Below are 16,748 nucleotides of genomic sequence, written 5' to 3' on the forward strand. Positions count from 1 at the left end.
CTGGATTGATTGCTGAATCAGACAACCGGCTGAAAACCCTGTACCGAACTTCATTCCCTGTACAACTTTCAGCCGCGATAGCGGCAAGGACGAAGTCATGCCTGAAAAAAATATTGCCCTCGACTCAATCGACCTGGATGCCCTGTACGTCGCCGCCAAAGCCGCAGCCGAGGACGTGATTCGCTCGCACGGCTGGAAAGGCATGGTCGAGGATGCCGATATGCTCCGAACGGATGAGCGCTACTTAGTGTTGGCTGATCTCACCGTGATAGCTGGCCTCATCGTTGAACTGAAGGATCTTCGGCTCGCACTGGGCGGCATGCTGTTCGCCTTCGACGATGGCGCTGGTGCGGACTGGTCGCGAGGCCTTCTAGACCATGCCCGCAAGATCGCGCCTGCAGTCGAGTTCAAGCCATGATCCTCCTGCCCCTCGCCGCCCCGCTCTACATGGCCTATTTGATCTACAGGGGGGCGAAATAATGACCGACATCGGCCACGGTGTGCTAATGCCAAAGGAACTTGTGCTTGACCGCGAGCACCGCAGTCAGAAGCCCGCGCGCCGGTTTGTCGCGGTAGTCCACGGCTGGCACGTTCACAGCAACGGCTTCAACGTGCACGAGCTCCAGGCCTGGATACTCGAAGAGGCGAACAAGGAAGCCTGCTGGCTTTGCGATCAGCGCGATGCCGCGTTCGATCGGTGCGCCTGGGTGGTGGTCGAGATCGAGGCTCACGAACACCTTCCGCGCCGCCTGACCTGGCGTGAACGGCTCACCGGCCGCATCAAGTAACCCCTCCCCCTACAACAACTCAATCCTGCCGGAAAGCGGGCGAGGACGACCCGTGCTCAAACAAATCGGAAGGTTCATCACCGAACCACTTCGCAAAGGGGACAAGCATCGTCCGCTGAAATGGCGGATGGGCATGCGCCTCAACCACATCCACCTGGACCTTCACTGCAATCACCCGCGCACCTGGAATGCAATCGTGCTGGTCGGCCGGTGGCTGATCTACAAGCCGTTCGGGCACCCATGGACGCGGTTCTCGCCGGTGAAGTACGGCGACTTTGGCGACTCGCGGATGTGCAGAGTGTGCCGGACCAGTCACAGCCCGCATCGCGGAATCGACACGTACCACGAAACTCATCGACGCGGCGGCTGGACCAAGATCACGAATCCGTAACCCTTCCAAACCTCTGCCGCCATGCGCGGCGTGGAGACAATCATGCAAGACGAAGAAAGGCAGCCCATCGCCCATGCGTCCGACAAAGTTCCTGAGAAACGCATGGCGGAACTCATCGGCACAACCAAGCGCGCCCTGGAGGGCAAACGAAGCCGAGGCGTGATCCCCGAGGGGGTCTGGAAAAAGATCGACGGAAGGATTTTCTACAGCATCAGGAGGTACGAGGCGTGGCTGGAAGGAGAATGGGGTTACCCACTGGAGTCGATTACATTGGCAAATCAATTCGCATCCGTTTCACTTGGAATGGCGAGCACCGAACTGAAACCCTCGCGTATCCCCAGACCGCGAAGGGGGTCAAAGCGGCCGCTGATCTACGCGCTCAGGTAGTCAGTCTCGCGAAACATGGCGTACTGGACGAAAAGCGGTACGCCGAGCTGTTCCCGAACTCGAGTTACGGGGCTAGGCCCACCGAGATTCTCTTTGGTGAGTACGCACAAAGCTGGCTGGACAGCCTGGAGGTCGTCAAGGATACCCGGGTGAACTACAAGGGATTGATGAACAACTACTGGATGCCGTACTTGGCGACGCTGCCCATGACGGCGGTAACTCCTATGGTGCTGAGGAAGGCGGTCGCTGAGACCGAGTGGAAAAGCTCGACAGTCAAACGCGCTGCGATCGCCCGGGTCAAGGCGATGTTTCGTGCAGCCGTCTACGACGAGGTTGTGGAGAGGAACCTGGCGGCATCCATTCAACTGCCGCAGAATATCAAGAAGCAGATCGAGCCATTTTCGGTTGAAGAAGCAGATGCCTTGATCGCCTGGATGTACGCCAACTTCTCCCAGTGCCTGCAGGTAGTAGCCGCGTTCTATGAGTTCGCGTTCTACACCGGCATGTGGACAGGCGAGATAATGGCGCTGCGATGGGATGAGATCAACTTCGAGCAGAAGACCGCTCACGTTTGCAGGATCGTGGTGGAGAACCAGGTGGTTGAGCGCACCAAGACGAAGTACACACGGACGGTGATGTTGAACAGCAGGGCCTTGGGCGCGCTGGCAGCAGCCCGTCGGATCGCCGACGATCGCGCAAAACACAAGCGAAGGGTCTCTACCAGCTCACCCTTCATCTTCCAGCCTTCCGGAAGCTCGCCGCACATGAAGGTGCCGGAAACCCCCGGCCAGCACTTCAATCGTGCCGTTGGCGCGGTCGGCATTCAACCCCGCTCTCAATACAACTGCCGCCACACGTATGCCACCATGTGCCTTATGTCGGGAATGAATCCTGCCTTCATTGCCGGGCAGTTGGGGCACTCCGTCCAGGTGCTACTGTCGACCTATGCGAAGTGGTTGAATTCAGCCAATGACTGGACCGAACTGGCCAAGTTGGAAATGCAGCTAATTGGTACAGAATTGGTACAGGATTAAATCTTTTTCATATTTGCCCCAGCAGATACGGCGCAATCGACAGCCGTTCAGCCATACTCCAGAATGCAGCGGTTTTTTTGGGGGAAAACCCTTGCACAGCCAACGACATAACAACTTTTAGTGAGCCTCAACGTGAAAACTTCCCTTTCGATTCTAAGCCTGCTGCTGTTGCTCACGGGTACCGCGACTGTCACCACAGCCGCTGCTGCGCAACCCCCGGCCCAGGTGCAACGCGATCCCGCCAAGTTGCACCTGGCTTCCGGTGCTGCGTTGCTGATCGATCTGCAGACCAACAAGGTGCTCTACGCCAACAACCCTGACAGGGTGGTGCCGATTGCCTCGGTGACCAAGCTGATGACCGGCATGGTGGTGCTCGACGCCAAGCAGAACATGGATGAAATGCTCACGGTCACCATCGCCCAGAACAAGGAAATGAAAGGCGTGTATTCGCGCGTGCGGCTGGGCAGCCAGCTCAACCGCAAGGACATGCTGCTGATCACCCTGATGTCGTCGGAAAACCGCGCTGCCTCTACCCTGGCCCACAACTACCCAGGCGGCTACAGCGCCTTCATCAAGGCAATGAACGCCAAGGCCAAGGCCCTGGGCATGACCCAGACCCGTTATGTCGAACCCACGGGGCTGTCGCACAGCAACGTCTCCACGGCCCGGGACCTGGGCAAGTTGCTGCTGGCTGCGCGCAACTACCCGATGCTCAGTCAACTGAGCAGCACCCCGGAGAAGACGGTGGCGTTCCGCAAACCCAACTACACCCTGGGCTTTCGTAACACCGACCACCTGGTCAACAAGAGCAACTGGGACATCACGCTGACCAAGACCGGCTTCACCAACGAAGCCGGCCATTGCCTGGTGCTGTTGACCAAGATGGACAACCGCCCGGTGGCCATGGTGATTCTCGATGCCTTCGGCAAGTACACCCACTTCGCCGATGCCAGCCGCATGCGCCAGTGGCTGGAAACCGGCAGCGCCAAGCCGGCCCCGGCAGTGGCGATGCGCTACAAGTCCGAACGCAGCCAGAACCGCCCGACGGCCGACTGACCTCAGGCGCTGGTGCTGACCAGCGAACCTGAGCTTGCACCGCCGCTCTCGTTCAAGGCATTGAGCAGCGCGGCGGTAGCCGAGCCCAGGGCCGCCATGGTGGCGCCGACGGCCGACTGCGCGGCGGCAACGGCGGCGGCCTTGGCGGTTTCTTCCATCTGGCTGGCCATGACCTGCTGCAAGTGCTTCTGCTGCTCTTCCAGCTGCTTCTGCAGCTTCTCGATCATCTGTCGCAACTGCTTGACATGGGCCGGCTCCGAGTCGGCCCGCGGGTCGCTGGCGCCACTGGCCTGCGCCTTGGTGGTGCGAAAGCTGGACGGATCAATCACCACCTTTGCGTCCGAAGCCGCTGCAGGCGCCTGATCTGCAGTGACCGCCACCCGCGCGCCGGATGCGAGGGTGGTGCTTTGCAGTGGATTTGCGTTGAGTGTTACGGCACCGATGCCTGCCATGGAGTGATCTTCCTGATGGGTACTTGGGATGTCGTACTTATCGGCCGCCACCGCCCAATCTTGAACTGACACACGGCTCAGTAAGTGCCGCGCAGCGTGAGCACAAAATTGCGCGGGTCACCGTAGAAGTTGCCGTACATGGAATTGCCAATGGTCGAGTAGTACTTCTTGTCAGCCAGGTTGTTGCCGTTGAGCGCCACGCTCCAGTGGTTGTTCAGGCGGTAGTCGGCAAAGGCGTTGTACAGCGCATACCCCGGCTGGGAAAAATCAATGTTGCCCTCCGCGACGTAGCTCGCGCTCTGGGTCGTGACACCGCCCCCCACACGCAGGTTCTCCAGCGCGCCCGGCATGCGGTAGGTCAGGAACGCCTTGCCCAGGTGCCTGGGCGTCAGGCTCAAGGCCGTGGCAGTGGTCGAACCGCTCTCAGTCGCTACGTTGCGGCTGTGGTTGTAGGTGTAGCCAAAGGTGCCTTCCAGGCGCTCGGTGATCTGCCCGCTGGCTTCGAATTCAACGCCCTTGCTGGTGACCTCGCCTTCATCGAGGAAGCAGCACGAGGCACCCTGCCCGGACACCACATACGGTACATTGAGGTCCTGCACGGCTTCGCCATCACGCTTTGTGTAATACAGCGCAGTGGCGGTGTTCAAACGACCGTCGAACAATTCGCCTTTGATACCCAGCTCATAAGCACGCCCTTCCACCGGGTCCAGTGACGAACTGCCAGGGCTTGGACCCTTGAGGTAATTGGCCTGGGACTTGTAGATCTCGGCGACGCTGGTATAGGCGGTCCATTCATCGCTCAGTTTGTAGGTCAGGGCGGCAAACGGGGTGAACACGTTGTCGTCGCTGTACACCGTCCTGCTGTTGGCCGTCTGCGCACCGGCGGCGTTGAAACGGGTGGCCTCGAAGCTGTAGTAGTAATCGTTGTATCGACCACCGAGGATCACGTGCAACGGGTCCGCCAGTTGCAGGCGGACCGAGCCGTAGAAACCGCTCTGCTTGATGTAGGTTGGCAACACCTGGCTCGGGTAGCGCGCGTCTTTTTGCGAAGGGAAATCGCTCGGATCGAAGGCAAAAATATCGCCCGCCGAAACGCGCGCGCCAGCGGCATAGGCATCAATGTCCTGCTTGGAGTTCTGCCAGGTATACCCCAGCACCGCATCGTGACGCCCCCCCAGCAGGTCGAAACCACCCTTGAGGGAAAGGTCTACCGCGCGATCACGATAGGTTTCATCCTGGAAGGCCCAGACGCCTCTGGAGCCGGTGTTGGTGGCCGGGTCGATGGCGCCGATGAAGTTGTAGTAATCGCGGTCCTGCTGGTTCTTGGCATAGATGGCATCCAGCGTCGCCGTCCAATTGTCATTGAGGTGCTGTTCCAGCCGTGCATAGACGTTGTCGCCACGACGGTCCTTGTAGTCGTGCTTGCCCGCCAGGAAGGTGCTGCGCGACACGTCCAGATCATTACCGTTGCTGTAGCGCGGCAAGCCATAGGCCTGGTCGCTGGCGTTCAGGCGGTCATGGGTGTAGCCCACGGTGAGCAGCGTGCTGTCGGTCAGGTCGGCCTCCAGCACGCCATGGAACAACTGGCGATCGGAGTCGAATTCGTCGATGTAGGAGTTGCGGTCCTGGTACACGATCACGCTGCGCCCGCGCAGCTTGCCGTCAAAACCCAACGGGCCGCTGACATCGAGTTCGGTACGGTAGTTGTCCCAGCTGCCGATGGACTGGGTCACCGAGAACTGATTGAACGCGGTCGGGCGCTTGCGCACCAGGTTGACGCTGCCGCCCGGCTCGCCGTTGCCCGAGTACAGGCCATCGGCGCCACGCAGAATCTCCACATGGTCGTAGATGGCCATGTCCAGGTCTTTCCAGGCAAAGGCACTGACCCCTACCGGCGCTCCACCATCCAGGCGGAAGTTGGTGATCTCGAACCCGCGCGCCAGGTAGCGCGAGTTGGTCATGCTGCCCTGGTAGGCGGTGACGCCCGTGGTCTGGGTGAGCACGTCGTTCATGGTGGTCAGGTGCTGGTCTTCCATCCGCTGCCGGGTGATGACGCTGACGCTCTGCGGGGTGTCCTTGATCGACTGGGGCATCTTGCCGATCGACACCGAGCCCGCGGTGTAGGAGCCCGTGCCCTCAGTGGTCGCCCCCAGGCCGGTGCCGGTGATGCTGGTAGCGCCCAGTTCCATCGCCGCGTCGTCGGGGGTACCCAGCAACAGCACGGTACCGTCCTCGATCTGGTAACGCAGGCCGCTGCCGCGCAACAGCTGCGACAGGACATCGCTGGACTCCATCGCACCGTTCACGGCGCCTGCGCGCTTGCCCTCCACCAGGCGTGGCTCGTACAGCACCTGCAAGCCCGACTGCTCACCAAATGCACGCAGGGCACCAGCCAGGCTCTGGGCCGGGATGTTGACAGTGACCGGTGCAGCCTCGGCCATCGCGGCAAAACCCAAGACCCCCAGCAGAACCCATGACGCTGAACGGGAGCACTCCCTCCTGGAAAACGGCGACACCACTGAACGCAAACGACGTGCTGCAAGCCCCATGACAACTCCATGTATAAACAAGAATGATTCTGCTTTAATTAAGTGTTTCCAATTAGACGAAGCCGTGATCGCAAACCGGAAAACTTTTTTTGGGGCGCAGCGAAGGCGCAGGTCTATCCAGGAAGCGGGCAAAAAGATTGGGACCGAAGCGCCCGGCAAACCTTGAAACAGAGCCTTAGTAAGAATTAGATACATTTTCTTGCAAATAAGCAGACGGGTTTTGCCCTGCTCATCCGTCCTTATAGAGACGGGTAACTTATCTGACGAGATCGGCTGCCCACCGTTCACCTACAAAAGACAGGCTCATGTCGAAAAAGTCACGCTCAAAACTCTGGTTCCTGGTCCATAGCTGGCTCGCGTTGCCGATCTGGTTTTTCGTGCTGATCGTGTGCTTTACCGGCACGTTGGCCGTGGTTAGTCAGGAGATCGTCTGGCTGGCCAACCCGGACGTACGCGCCACCAAGCCAAGCCCCGATGCCGAGCGCCTGAGCTTCCAGCAAGTGCTGGACGCCATGCAAAAGGCCGAACCGGAAATGGCCGTGCGCTTTATCAGCCAGCCCGACGGCTCGCACTTTGCCCTGACTGCGGCGGTGACCTACCCCGACGGCAGCGCGCCGACGCTCTACGTCAACCCGTACACCGGGGCGATCCAGGGCAAGAGCCCGTCATTCAACTTCGAGGGCTTCACCCGTGCCTTGCACGGCTGGTGGCTGGTGCCCTTCACCAATGGCTACAGCTGGGGCTGGTACCTGGTGTCGCTGCTCGGCCTGCCGATGCTGGCCTCGCTGGTGACCGGCCTTGTGGTGTACAAAAAATTCTGGAAGGGCTTTTTCAAGCTGCCACGGGCCAACCACGGCTCGCGGATTTTCTGGGGCGACCTGCACCGCTTGAGCGGCGTGTGGTCGATCTGGTTCATCGCAGTGATCTCCATCACCGGCACCTGGTTCCTGATCCAGGCGATTCTGGGCGACAACCACATCACCATTTCCACTGAGCCGGTGGTACCGGTGATTGCCCGTGAGGATGTACCGCGCAGCGAGTCGGGCGCGCCTGCCCCGCGCATCGATCTGGATGAAGCCGAGCGCATCGCCAAGTCGCAGATTCCCGGCCTGGATGTGAGCTTCATCCAGATGCCGGGCAACGCCTACTCGCACCTGTACCTGGGTGGCCGTGGCTGGTACCCGCTGATGTTCCAGACGGTCAACGTCAACCCGTACAACAGCAAGATCGAAGCGCAGTTCCTGATCGAGGACCGTTCGACCCTGGAGTTCGTCACCGAGTCCATGCGTCCGTTGCACACCGGTGACTTCGGCGGCCTGATCATCAAGTTGATCTGGGCCTTCTTCGGCCTGGTGCTGTCGCTGATGGTACTGAGCGGCCTGCTGATCTGGACCAAACGCACCGCCCAGGCCACCGCCGCCGCCCTCAAGCGCAGCGAGCGCGCACCGCGCAAACAGGCCGTTAGCGCCACCCCTGACACCGCCACGGAGACCAGCGTATGAGCAAGGCAGCCGTCGAGACCGCCAGCCCGTTGAGCCGTTGGTGGCACAAGTGGCGTTTTCACCTGAACATCCTGTTGTTGCTGATCCCCCTGGGCTTCATGCCCAAGTACTTCAGCGAAGCCGCACTGTTTCGCGGTGACAGCGGCCTGGGTGAACGCGAGCTGGGTGATGTGCAGGTCGGGCGCTGGAGTGTGAAGCTGGCCGAAATGCGCGACGAAGCCCCGCGCCAGGATGGCCCGGCCGGTTACTTCAAGGTCTTCAACCTGGCCCTGTGCCAAACCTGCATTCCCGAGGTCAAGGCGGTTTACCTGCGCATCGGCAAGCCGCGCAGCCTGCGCGCCGCCGGCACCATCTTCTTCGGCCCGCCCTACCGCATGAGCACCGGGCTGCCGGTCCCCACCAAGACCAGCCCGGACGCCGAGATCTGGATCACCCTCGAAGGCTGGGACGGCAGCATGCAGCAGGGCTCCATCCCCCTGGCCAAGGCCTCGCCGGCCACCGTGGCCTGGCTGAAAACACAAGGAGGCAAGTAATGACGTTTACCGCCCGCAGGCTGCTTGTGCCCCTGCTGTTGCTCGGCGCCGCCGGCCCGGCCCTGGCCCACAACCCGATGTGCGAGTGCAAGCCCATCGACGGCGAGCAGATCGAATGCACCGGTGGTTTCTCTGACGGCAGCGGCGCGCCAGGGGTGACCCTGGATGTGATCGGCTACAACGAAGAAATCCTGGTGCCGGGCAAGCTTGGCGACAACTCCAAACTGACCTTCAAGCGCCCGGAAGGCGAATGGTATGTGCTGTTCGACGCAGGCCCCGGCCACGTCGTGGAAATCGACTACGCCGATATCGGTGAGCCATGAGCCGGGTCCAGGTAGTACGCCCGGCCGGCGCCGGGCATGAAACCCTTTATGTGCTGTTGGTGAGCCTGTTCATCCTGGCCGTGGCGGCCGGGGTGGTGGCGCTGCGTGGCGAGAACCACGACGAGGTCAGCATCGAGGCCCATCAACTCGATGCCCGCCGCGACCTCAACGCCGCCGAACAAGGGGTGTATGCCGACCTGCGGGTGGCCTTCGAGGAAATCCAGCTGCTGCGCGAAGACGACCCGGCGCTGGTCGAGGTGGCCGTGCTGGCCGAGGAAGGCTTCCCGCCGTTCGTGACCGATGCCAGCAGCGCCAGCCGCGGCGAGCATCAATGGCAGGTGCTGGGCGAGCAGGCCTACCTGGGCCTGAGCCAGTCGCCGAGCGTGGCCGGCAGCTTCCTGCTGCTGGTACCCAACGCCCATGACGGCGCCGCCGACATCTGGCTGCAGCGCAAGGCTGGCGCCAGTGCCCCTGCCGACTTCAGCCCCGCTGCCCTGATCGCCGCCGGCTGGCAGCAGATCGCCGCCCACTACGACGCCGGTGTCACCCGCCAGCATCGCCACTGATACAAGGACGCCCCATGCTTCGCTCCGCCCTCGCCCGCCGTGTTCTGAGCCTGTTGATCGCCTGCGCCCTGCCAACCCTGGCCCTGGCCGACAACGGCAAGCCGCTGCGTATCGGCATCACCCTGCACCCCTACTACAGCTACGTGAGCAACATTGTCGGCGACAAGGCCGAGGTGGTGCCGCTGATTCCGGCAGGCTTCAACCCCCACGCCTACGAGCCACGGGCCGAGGACATCAAGCGCATCGGCAGCCTCGACGTGGTGGTGCTCAACGGCATCGGCCACGATGACTTCGCCGACCGCATGATCGCCGCCAGCGAAAAGCCGCAGATCACCGTGATCGAGTCCAACACCAACGTACCGCTGCTGGCTGCCACCGGCGTGGCTGCGCGTGGCGCCGGCAAGGTGGTGAACCCGCATACCTTCCTGTCGATCAGCGCCAGCATCGCCCAGGTCAACAACATCGCCCGCGAGCTGGGCAAGCTCGACCCGGACAACGCCAAGTACTACAGCCAGAACGCCCGCGCCTACGCCAAGCGCCTGCGTAAACTGCGCGCCGACGCCCTGGCCCAGGTCACCGAAGCGCCGGGCGCGGAGTTCCGCGTGGCCACCATCCACGCCGCCTACGACTACCTGGTGCGCGAGTTCGGCCTGGAAGTCACCGCCGTGGTCGAGCCCGCCCACGGTATCGAACCCAGCCCAAGCCAGCTGAAAAAGACCATCGACCAGCTCAAGGCCCTGGACGTGAAAGTGATCTTCTCGGAGATGGACTTTCCGTCGGCCTATGTCGAGACCATCCAGCGCGAGTCGGGGGTGAAGATCTACCCGCTGACTCACATCTCCTACGGCGACTACAGCAAGGAAAAGTACGAGGTGGAGATGAAGCGCAACCTCGACACCGTGGTGCGTGCGATCAAGGAGTCCAAGGCATGACCGTGGCCGAAACCGTCGTCAGCCAGCCCTGCGGGCCGGACATCGAATTTGCCGGCATTGACCTGACCCTGGGCCGCACACGGATTCTCGACCAGGTCAGTTTCAAGGTCGCCGCCGGCAGCGTGCATGCTTTGGTGGGCCCCAACGGCGGCGGCAAGAGCTCGCTGATCAAGACCCTGCTGGGGCAGATGCCGCACCAGGGCCAACTGACCCTGACCTGGCCAGGCGATGCGCAGATCATCGGCTACGTGCCCCAGGCACTGGAGTTCGACCGTGGCCTGCCGATGACCGTGGACGACTTCATGGCCGCCATGTGCCAGCGCCGCCCGGCCTTCCTCGGGCTTTCGCGCAAGGTGGCGCCCGCCATCGACGCAGCGCTTGCGCAGGTCGGCATGCTCGACAAGCGCAAGCGGCGCATGGGCGCGCTGTCCGGTGGCGAGCGCCAGCGCGTGCTGCTGGCCCAGGGCCTGATCCCGGCGCCGCAACTGCTGGTGCTGGATGAGCCCATGTCGGCGCTGGACGAAGCCGGTATCCAGGTGTTCGAGCGCCTACTGCTGGACTGGCGCGCCGCCGGCACCACGGTGCTGTGGATCGAGCACGACCTGCAAGCGGTGACACGCCTGGCCGACCGGGTGACAGGCCTGAGCCGCCGGGTGCTGTTCGACGCCCCGCCCAAGCAGGCCCTGACCCCTGAGCGCCTGCTCAGCCTGTTCTCCATCCATCCGCGCAGCGAGAGCATCGCCTGATGAACTACGAAGAATTCCGCCTGCTGATCCAGGCGTGGGCCAACGCCGGCTACCTGCCCGAAGCCCTGGCCTACGGCTTTGTGGTCAACGCCTTGCTCGCGGGCCTGATGATCGGCCCGGTGCTGGGCGGCCTGGGCACGCTGGTCGTGGTCAAGCGCTTTGCCTTCTTCTCCGAAGCGGTGGGCCATGCGGCGCTGACCGGCGTGGCCATCGGCATCCTGCTGGGCGAGCCCTACACCGGCCCCTACGGCAGCCTGTTCGGCTACTGCCTGCTGTTCGGCATCCTGCTCAACTTCCTGCGCAACCGCACGGGGCTGTCGCCCGACACCCTGATCGGCGTGTTCCTGTCGGTGTCCCTGGCCCTGGGCGCGAGCCTGTTGTTGATGCTGGCCGGCAAGATCAACGTACACATTCTCGAGAACGTACTGTTCGGTTCAGTGCTCACCGTCAATCCCCAGGACCTGCTGGTGCTCGGCATTGTCGGCAGCCTGGTGCTGGCCCTGGCCCTGCCGCTGTACAACCGCATCATCCTGGCCAGCTTCAACCCGCAACTGGCGGCGGTGCGAGGTGTGGCCGTAAAGCGCCTGGACTACTTGTTCGTGGTGCTGGTGACCCTGGTGACCGTGGCGGCGGTGAAAGTGATCGGGGCGATCCTGGTGGGCGCACTGCTGGTGATCCCGGCGGCGGCGGCGCGGTTGGTCAGCCAGTCGCTCAAGGGTTTCTTCTGGGCGTCGGTGCTGATCGCCACCTTGAGCACCCTGGCCGGCATCCTGCTGCCGATCGTGTTCGACCTGCCGGTGCCTTCCGGTGCGGCGATCATCCTCGTCTCCGGTGCCTTTTTCGCACTCGCCGCACTGGCGCGCGGCCTTGTTCCACGCCTGCAAGGAAACCCGGCATGACCTTCAAACTCCAGCACCTGTGCCTGGCCCTGGCGCTCGCCGGCCTGCCCTCCCTGGGCCTGGCCCAGAACGCACCGGCCGCCCCTCGGCAACAGGCCGCTACGACCACCGTTCTGGCCGCCCTTCCCGTTACCCACGCCCTGGCAGCCGCGCTGCTCGACGGTACCAGCGTCAAACTGCAACGCGCGGCACCGGCGAACATTCCGGCTTCGCGCCAGCCGTCGTACTTCAGCGGCCGGGGTGGCGCCAGCCTGCAAAAGGCCGCAAGCCAGGCCGATGCAGTCATCGCCCTGCGCTCGATCTGGGGCGATGACCCGCTGTACCCGATGGCCCGGCGCACTAACATCCGCATTATCGAAATCGACGCCGCCCGCCCGGTAGACGGCGCCTTGCCGGGGATTGCCGTACAGGGCAGCAACGCCTTTGCCGCCTACCCCTGGCTGAACCCGACCAACCTGGGGCGCATGGCCGACGTCCTCGCCAACGACCTCGGGCGCTTGAGCCCGAGCGACCAACCGAAAATCCAGACCAACCTTGCCAGCCTCAAGCGCCAGTTGCTGGAACTGAGCGCCGACAGCGAGTCGCGCCTGGCCGAGGCGGACAACCTCAGCGTGATTAACCTGTCAGATCGACTGGACTACCTGATCAGCGGCCTGAACCTCGACCTGATCGACCACCCGCGCCTGGCCGACGACCAATGGGACGCCGCTGCGCTCAAAGGCTTGGGGGATGAACTCAAAGCACAGGACGTGGCGCTGGTGATGCACCACAAACAACCGAGCAAGGACGTCGCGGACGTGATTGCCGCGAGCGGTGCGAAACTGCTGGTGATCGACACCGATCCACAGGACACCCTGGTTGGGTTGAAGGCCAGTGTCGAGCACGTGGTAGAGGCTTTGCAGTAATCGCTGGCTTGCCCTGCGATAGCAATTCCACAGATACATCGCATCGCGGGGCAAGCCCGCTCCTACCGAGCTCGATCTGTGGGAGCGGGCTTGCCCCGCGATGGATCGTGAATCTTGCCGACAGACCCATGCCTGCCGGTAATCCTGCTTCACCGTTGCACCTAGGTGTGCATGACTCAGGGGCCTCATCGCGGGGCAAGCCCGCTCCTACCGAGCTCGATCTGTGGGAGCGGGCTTGCCCCGCGATGGATCGTGAATCTTGCCGACAGATCCATGCCTGCCTGCAATCCTGTTTCACCGTTGCACCTGGATGTGCACGACTCAGGGGCCTCATCGCGGGGCAAGCCCGCTCCTACCGTTTCATGCACCGCTCATAGCGCTCATCCACCCGCTTGGCAAACCAGGCCGTGGTCAACTTGCGGGTAATCTTCGGGCTCTTCAATTCGATGCCCGGCAACTGCGCCCGCGGCAACTGCTTGCCCGCCTTCCCCTCAGCCAGTGCATAAACCCCGCTGTACAATCGCGTCTGCTCGAACGCCAGGCTATCGCCCTGCTCCAACTGGCTGCGAATACTCGGGTTACGCAGATCAAGCTGCTCCCCCAACCGCCGCGCCGCCTTCTCGGTCGTGCCCGGAAAAATCGCCCCCGGCGCAATCAGGTCCCCATCCAGGGCCAGGGTCACCCCACTGGCCCGGCTCAGGGCACTCTGGAACGCCGCATTGCGACTGGCGTACCACCCGGCATTGAAGTCGGCAAACCGGTACAACTGGCGCTCGTAGTGGCTGGGGTACCCGAGCAAATGAGCAATGCCGAAGTACATCCCGCCACGCCGACTGAACACCTCCTGGCGAATCGTCCCCGAATGGCTGTAGGGATACCCCTGCGCATGGCGCTCGGCAAAGTCGATACTGACCTGCATCGGCCCACCGGTATGGACCGGGTTCAAGTCGCCCAGCAAAGTGCGCCCCAGCGGCACTGTACCGATCAGGTCATCGAAGATCGCACTGAGTTGCTTCTCGCTGCGCACCCCGTTCAAGCGCTGGCTGTACGTCTGGCCATTGGGCGAACGCGTCTGCAGGGCCGCGTTCACCAGCATCTGCGGGATGTGCAGACTGGCGGCGCGACGGTCGATTTCCTGGCGGGCAATGCGGCCAAGCCCCGGCACTTGCGGGTCGGCCTGGAAGGTGGACTCCTGCTCGGTCACCGCCAGCACGGCGCACAGGTTGGAGCGGCTGGGGGTGATCTTCTGCGTGGTGAAGGCCGTCTGGATATCCCGGGCCCAGCCTTCACGGTCCTGGGTGGATGCCGGCAACAAACGCAGGATCTGCGCCCGCACCTTGGCGGGGTCGCTTTCCGGTGCCTCGCGCTGGGTGACGCAACCCTGCACCGTCAGCAGCACCACAATCGCCAACAACCATCCCCTGACCCGCATGTACCGCCCTCGCCTTGTGCTCGATCAGCAGCACAGTAGCGAGGGCCGGGGCCGACTGCAATCAAGCACTGGCCCTTACTGGAAGTTGAAGCTGTACGAGACCGGCAAGTGATCGGAGGGCCCGGCCACGCCGACCCGACCAGGGTTCGACGGCCCGGCCGTGCCATTGCTGACGGCATAGTCGAGCATGTTCTGCGGGGCGACACTGGGGTGGGTGCTGCCGTTGGCCGGGATGACCTGGGCGATGTCCGGTGGCGAGACCCATTCGCCACGATCCGGGTGCAGAGCATCAGCCGTGCGTGGGTCGCGGTTGAAGTCGCCCAGCATGACGTAGGGCGTACTGGCATGCCAGCTGACTTCCCGCAACAGCCTCGGCGCGTTGACCCCGCCACCGGAAACGGCATGAAGGTTGGCCACCACAATGTCCTCCACCAGCCCCTGCAATCGCAGGCGCAACCCCAGCACGGGGCGGATGGGGGGTACCTGGGGATCGCTTGGTATGCCATCGGCAATGACCAGCGCCGACTGGATGCTCAGGTTCGCCCGCTCGGCCACCACGATGGCAAGGTTCACGCGTATACGTTGAACATTGAGAAAGAACAATTGGTAGCCCTCGGGACGGCTTGCAGATCCCCCCGACCAACGATAGTGGTTGACCTCGTGCTGCTGGCCGAACTGATCGTCAATGCGCATCCGCTCCAGATGCTGTGCGGAAAAAGGCGCGACACCCGCTTCCTGCAAAACCACCACATCGTGCTCACGGGCCAGCTGGAGCACCCGTGTGCGCCACTTGTAGTCGGTTGATTGCGCCCCACCCTGCAGATTCCAGGTGGCCGCTCGCAGGGCAATCGGGGCACCGGCCCGATTGATACGACCGATCTCGATCTGTGCCCCCCCGGCTCGCTCGCTCACCCGGGCGTGATGGTAGTCGCGTACCGCACCGTTCAAGCGTACATACGCATGCCAGGGTCCGAAGGCCGCACCGACGATAATCTGCAGCATGCGCAAGGCATCGAACGCATCGAGGCTGTGCGGCCCGTCCTGGCTGCGCAGCCCATTCATCAGCAAGGCATGATGAAATCGGTAGAGCATGAGCAACACGGCCAGGCTTGTGGCACGCGGTGCACCAGCAATTGCCGTGATCACACGCTGCTCGTTGTAGCGACGCTGCAGCACGCGGGTAACGGCGCTGGCGTAGCTGGCCTGCAGCGCCTGGTTACTGCTGCGCATGAACAGTGAGGACAACCGCGAAGCCAGGTAGGCGCTGGTGGGAGGCGCCTCATCCGGCGCACGGGCCAGCAACTCGACGATTTCCCCAACAATGAAATCAATCTGCGTTTCCAAGGGGTCGGAAGACAGCCCGGCAATCAACAAGTGGTCAATGTAGTGGCGAACATCCTGGTTCACTGGCATGAGCAATGGCCTTTATCAAGGGACAATGAAGTGGCGTGGTACACGTCAGTCCTGACCGTGGTACAGCACATACAAAATGCCGTCCTGCACCGCCATGGAAACCCGAAACTTCGCCCCCAGGTTCAGACTGGTATCCGGCTCACTGATTACATTGCCATCGTAGCCATACAGATCGATCGCACGCGCACTCAGATTGCCTTTCCAGCCACTGAATGCCACCTTCAACAAGCCATTGTGAATCGCCAGCCCTGGCGGGCTTGAATAGTCCCTCGCGATCCATGTCCTGGCGCGCGTCCAGGCGGTGTCGCCATCGAACTTGATCAACAACGAACCTTTGCCAAGTTCGTTATTGGCCACCAGATGAATCAACCCCTGATAACTGATAGCCACCGGATCCAACGCACAGGAAAGGTTAAGCGAATCGTCAATCTTGACGGGCTTTGCTTCGCTCCAGGTCACCATGTCGCGGGTGGACTTCCACAGCACCGTGGTGCTATCCGGCTCCTTGTAGAACATGTAGAGCTGCCCATTGTGCTCCACCAGGCTGGGCCCGCCGACGAACTGTGCCGCGAACTCAGTCACGGTGAAGCGCCCGGTCAAATCATCGTACTCGGCCAGATGAGCTGAAACACTCTGCTCCCGCACGATGTGCCGACCGCTGCAGAGCACATAGAGCTTGTTGCGGAAGACAAAAACAGCGGGCGATCCAGAGAGGCTGACGGCGCCCACTTCAAGCGGATTGCCCCAGCCCGCGGCAGAGGGTTTGGAAATGAACTTGACGTTTTGGTCGCTACCCTCGGCGATATAAGCACAAAACAAAGTGCCCTTGTAATTGACCAC

Annotated in this window: 18 protein-coding genes; 13 read left to right on the forward strand and 5 right to left on the reverse strand. The window is 62.4% G+C overall.

Annotated features, from left to right (window positions below):
* The first annotated feature begins 97 nt into the window (after positions 1-97).
* The 5 genes from U9R80_RS17915 to pbpG all read left to right on the forward strand — a co-directional run bounded on the left by U9R80_RS17915 (position 98) and on the right by pbpG (position 3,656).
* Entirely contained in the window at positions 98-418 is a 321-nt protein-coding gene (locus tag U9R80_RS17915; protein ID WP_301841967.1) for a hypothetical protein, read from the forward strand.
* Between the two features lie 61 nt (positions 419-479).
* On the forward strand, positions 480-788 hold the full coding sequence (locus U9R80_RS17920) for a hypothetical protein (protein ID WP_301841969.1): 309 nt from the start codon (positions 480-482) through the stop codon (positions 786-788).
* 52 nt (positions 789-840) lie between these two features.
* Positions 841-1,179, forward strand: a complete 339-nt coding sequence (locus tag U9R80_RS17925) for a hypothetical protein (protein WP_301841971.1) — start codon at positions 841-843, stop codon at positions 1,177-1,179.
* Positions 1,180-1,421: 242 nt separating this feature from the next.
* Positions 1,422-2,600, forward strand: a complete 1,179-nt coding sequence (locus U9R80_RS17930; RefSeq protein WP_301841973.1) for a tyrosine-type recombinase/integrase — start codon at positions 1,422-1,424, stop codon at positions 2,598-2,600.
* 132 nt (positions 2,601-2,732) lie between these two features.
* The gene (pbpG, locus tag U9R80_RS17935) at positions 2,733-3,656 is read left to right on the forward strand and encodes a D-alanyl-D-alanine endopeptidase (protein WP_301841975.1); all 924 of its coding nucleotides are present in this window, start codon (positions 2,733-2,735) and stop codon (positions 3,654-3,656) included.
* A 2-nt stretch (positions 3,657-3,658) separates the two neighbouring features.
* On the opposite strand, the gene U9R80_RS17940 is transcribed toward pbpG, so the two are convergent.
* Positions 3,659-4,180 carry a hypothetical protein gene (locus U9R80_RS17940; RefSeq protein ID WP_301841976.1) on the reverse strand — a complete coding sequence of 174 codons (522 nt, stop codon included), beginning with the start codon at positions 4,178-4,180 and terminating at the stop codon, positions 3,659-3,661.
* A 5-nt stretch (positions 4,181-4,185) separates the two neighbouring features.
* Positions 4,186-6,657 carry a TonB-dependent siderophore receptor gene (locus U9R80_RS17945; protein WP_324803460.1) on the reverse strand — a complete coding sequence of 824 codons (2,472 nt, stop codon included), beginning with the start codon at positions 6,655-6,657 and terminating at the stop codon, positions 4,186-4,188.
* A gap of 305 nt (positions 6,658-6,962) precedes the next feature.
* On the opposite strand from U9R80_RS17945, the gene U9R80_RS17950 reads away from it, so the two are divergent.
* Genes U9R80_RS17950 through U9R80_RS17985 form a run of 8 tightly spaced genes read left to right on the forward strand, consistent with a single transcriptional unit; the run spans position 6,963 to position 13,063 of the window.
* A complete protein-coding gene (locus U9R80_RS17950; RefSeq protein WP_301841980.1) occupies positions 6,963-8,159 on the forward strand; it encodes a PepSY-associated TM helix domain-containing protein in 1,197 nt (398 codons plus the stop codon).
* Positions 8,156-8,692 (forward strand): thiamine pyrophosphate-binding protein, encoded by a 537-nt coding sequence (locus U9R80_RS17955; protein ID WP_301841983.1) that lies wholly within the window; start codon positions 8,156-8,158, stop codon positions 8,690-8,692. Before U9R80_RS17950 ends, U9R80_RS17955 begins: the two co-directional genes overlap by 4 nt.
* On the forward strand, positions 8,692-9,015 hold the full coding sequence (locus U9R80_RS17960; RefSeq protein WP_301841984.1) for a hypothetical protein: 324 nt from the start codon (positions 8,692-8,694) through the stop codon (positions 9,013-9,015). Before U9R80_RS17955 ends, U9R80_RS17960 begins: the two co-directional genes overlap by 1 nt.
* Entirely contained in the window at positions 9,012-9,581 is a 570-nt protein-coding gene (locus U9R80_RS17965) for a DUF6162 family protein (RefSeq protein WP_301841986.1), read from the forward strand. The genes U9R80_RS17960 and U9R80_RS17965 overlap by 4 nt, the downstream gene beginning before the upstream one ends.
* A gap of 14 nt (positions 9,582-9,595) precedes the next feature.
* Positions 9,596-10,513, forward strand: a complete 918-nt coding sequence (locus tag U9R80_RS17970; RefSeq protein WP_274113560.1) for a metal ABC transporter substrate-binding protein — start codon at positions 9,596-9,598, stop codon at positions 10,511-10,513.
* The gene (locus U9R80_RS17975) at positions 10,510-11,259 is read left to right on the forward strand and encodes a metal ABC transporter ATP-binding protein (RefSeq protein WP_301841989.1); all 750 of its coding nucleotides are present in this window, start codon (positions 10,510-10,512) and stop codon (positions 11,257-11,259) included. Before U9R80_RS17970 ends, U9R80_RS17975 begins: the two co-directional genes overlap by 4 nt.
* Positions 11,259-12,158: a metal ABC transporter permease gene (locus tag U9R80_RS17980; RefSeq protein WP_301841991.1), complete on the forward strand. Its 900-nt coding sequence runs from the start codon at positions 11,259-11,261 to the stop codon at positions 12,156-12,158. Before U9R80_RS17975 ends, U9R80_RS17980 begins: the two co-directional genes overlap by 1 nt.
* Positions 12,155-13,063 (forward strand): metal ABC transporter solute-binding protein, Zn/Mn family, encoded by a 909-nt coding sequence (locus U9R80_RS17985; protein ID WP_301841993.1) that lies wholly within the window; start codon positions 12,155-12,157, stop codon positions 13,061-13,063. The genes U9R80_RS17980 and U9R80_RS17985 overlap by 4 nt, the downstream gene beginning before the upstream one ends.
* Positions 13,064-13,415: 352 nt before the next feature.
* Here U9R80_RS17985 and U9R80_RS17990 read toward each other — a convergent pair whose 3' ends face one another.
* From U9R80_RS17990 to U9R80_RS18000, 3 genes are all read right to left on the reverse strand, one after another.
* On the reverse strand, positions 13,416-14,495 hold the full coding sequence (locus U9R80_RS17990; protein WP_301841995.1) for a DUF1615 domain-containing protein: 1,080 nt from the start codon (positions 14,493-14,495) through the stop codon (positions 13,416-13,418).
* A gap of 75 nt (positions 14,496-14,570) precedes the next feature.
* Entirely contained in the window at positions 14,571-15,908 is a 1,338-nt protein-coding gene (locus U9R80_RS17995; RefSeq protein WP_301841997.1) for an endonuclease/exonuclease/phosphatase family protein, read from the reverse strand.
* A gap of 45 nt (positions 15,909-15,953) precedes the next feature.
* Positions 15,954-16,748: a hypothetical protein gene (locus U9R80_RS18000; protein ID WP_324803471.1), complete on the reverse strand. Its 795-nt coding sequence runs from the start codon at positions 16,746-16,748 to the stop codon at positions 15,954-15,956.

Origin of the sequence: Pseudomonas sp. JQ170C (assembly GCF_035581345.1) — a bacterium.
In the GTDB taxonomy this organism is placed as follows: domain Bacteria; phylum Pseudomonadota; class Gammaproteobacteria; order Pseudomonadales; family Pseudomonadaceae; genus Aquipseudomonas.

Coding starts and splice junctions, on each gene's coding strand:
- U9R80_RS17965 (WP_301841986.1), top strand. CDS start 9,012: ATGAGCCGGGTCCAGGTAGTACGCCCGGCCGGCGCCGGGCATGAAACC.
- U9R80_RS17960 (WP_301841984.1), top strand. CDS start 8,692: ATGACGTTTACCGCCCGCAGGCTGCTTGTGCCCCTGCTGTTGCTCGGC.
- U9R80_RS17930 (WP_301841973.1), top strand. CDS start 1,422: ATGGGGTTACCCACTGGAGTCGATTACATTGGCAAATCAATTCGCATC.
- U9R80_RS17980 (WP_301841991.1), top strand. CDS start 11,259: ATGAACTACGAAGAATTCCGCCTGCTGATCCAGGCGTGGGCCAACGCC.
- U9R80_RS17970 (WP_274113560.1), top strand. CDS start 9,596: ATGCTTCGCTCCGCCCTCGCCCGCCGTGTTCTGAGCCTGTTGATCGCC.
- U9R80_RS17985 (WP_301841993.1), top strand. CDS start 12,155: ATGACCTTCAAACTCCAGCACCTGTGCCTGGCCCTGGCGCTCGCCGGC.
- U9R80_RS17955 (WP_301841983.1), top strand. CDS start 8,156: ATGAGCAAGGCAGCCGTCGAGACCGCCAGCCCGTTGAGCCGTTGGTGG.
- U9R80_RS17915 (WP_301841967.1), top strand. CDS start 98: ATGCCTGAAAAAAATATTGCCCTCGACTCAATCGACCTGGATGCCCTG.
- U9R80_RS17975 (WP_301841989.1), top strand. CDS start 10,510: ATGACCGTGGCCGAAACCGTCGTCAGCCAGCCCTGCGGGCCGGACATC.
- U9R80_RS17945 (WP_324803460.1), bottom strand. CDS start 6,657: ATGGGGCTTGCAGCACGTCGTTTGCGTTCAGTGGTGTCGCCGTTTTCC.
- U9R80_RS17990 (WP_301841995.1), bottom strand. CDS start 14,495: ATGCGGGTCAGGGGATGGTTGTTGGCGATTGTGGTGCTGCTGACGGTG.
- U9R80_RS17920 (WP_301841969.1), top strand. CDS start 480: ATGACCGACATCGGCCACGGTGTGCTAATGCCAAAGGAACTTGTGCTT.
- U9R80_RS17995 (WP_301841997.1), bottom strand. CDS start 15,908: ATGCCAGTGAACCAGGATGTTCGCCACTACATTGACCACTTGTTGATT.
- U9R80_RS17950 (WP_301841980.1), top strand. CDS start 6,963: ATGTCGAAAAAGTCACGCTCAAAACTCTGGTTCCTGGTCCATAGCTGG.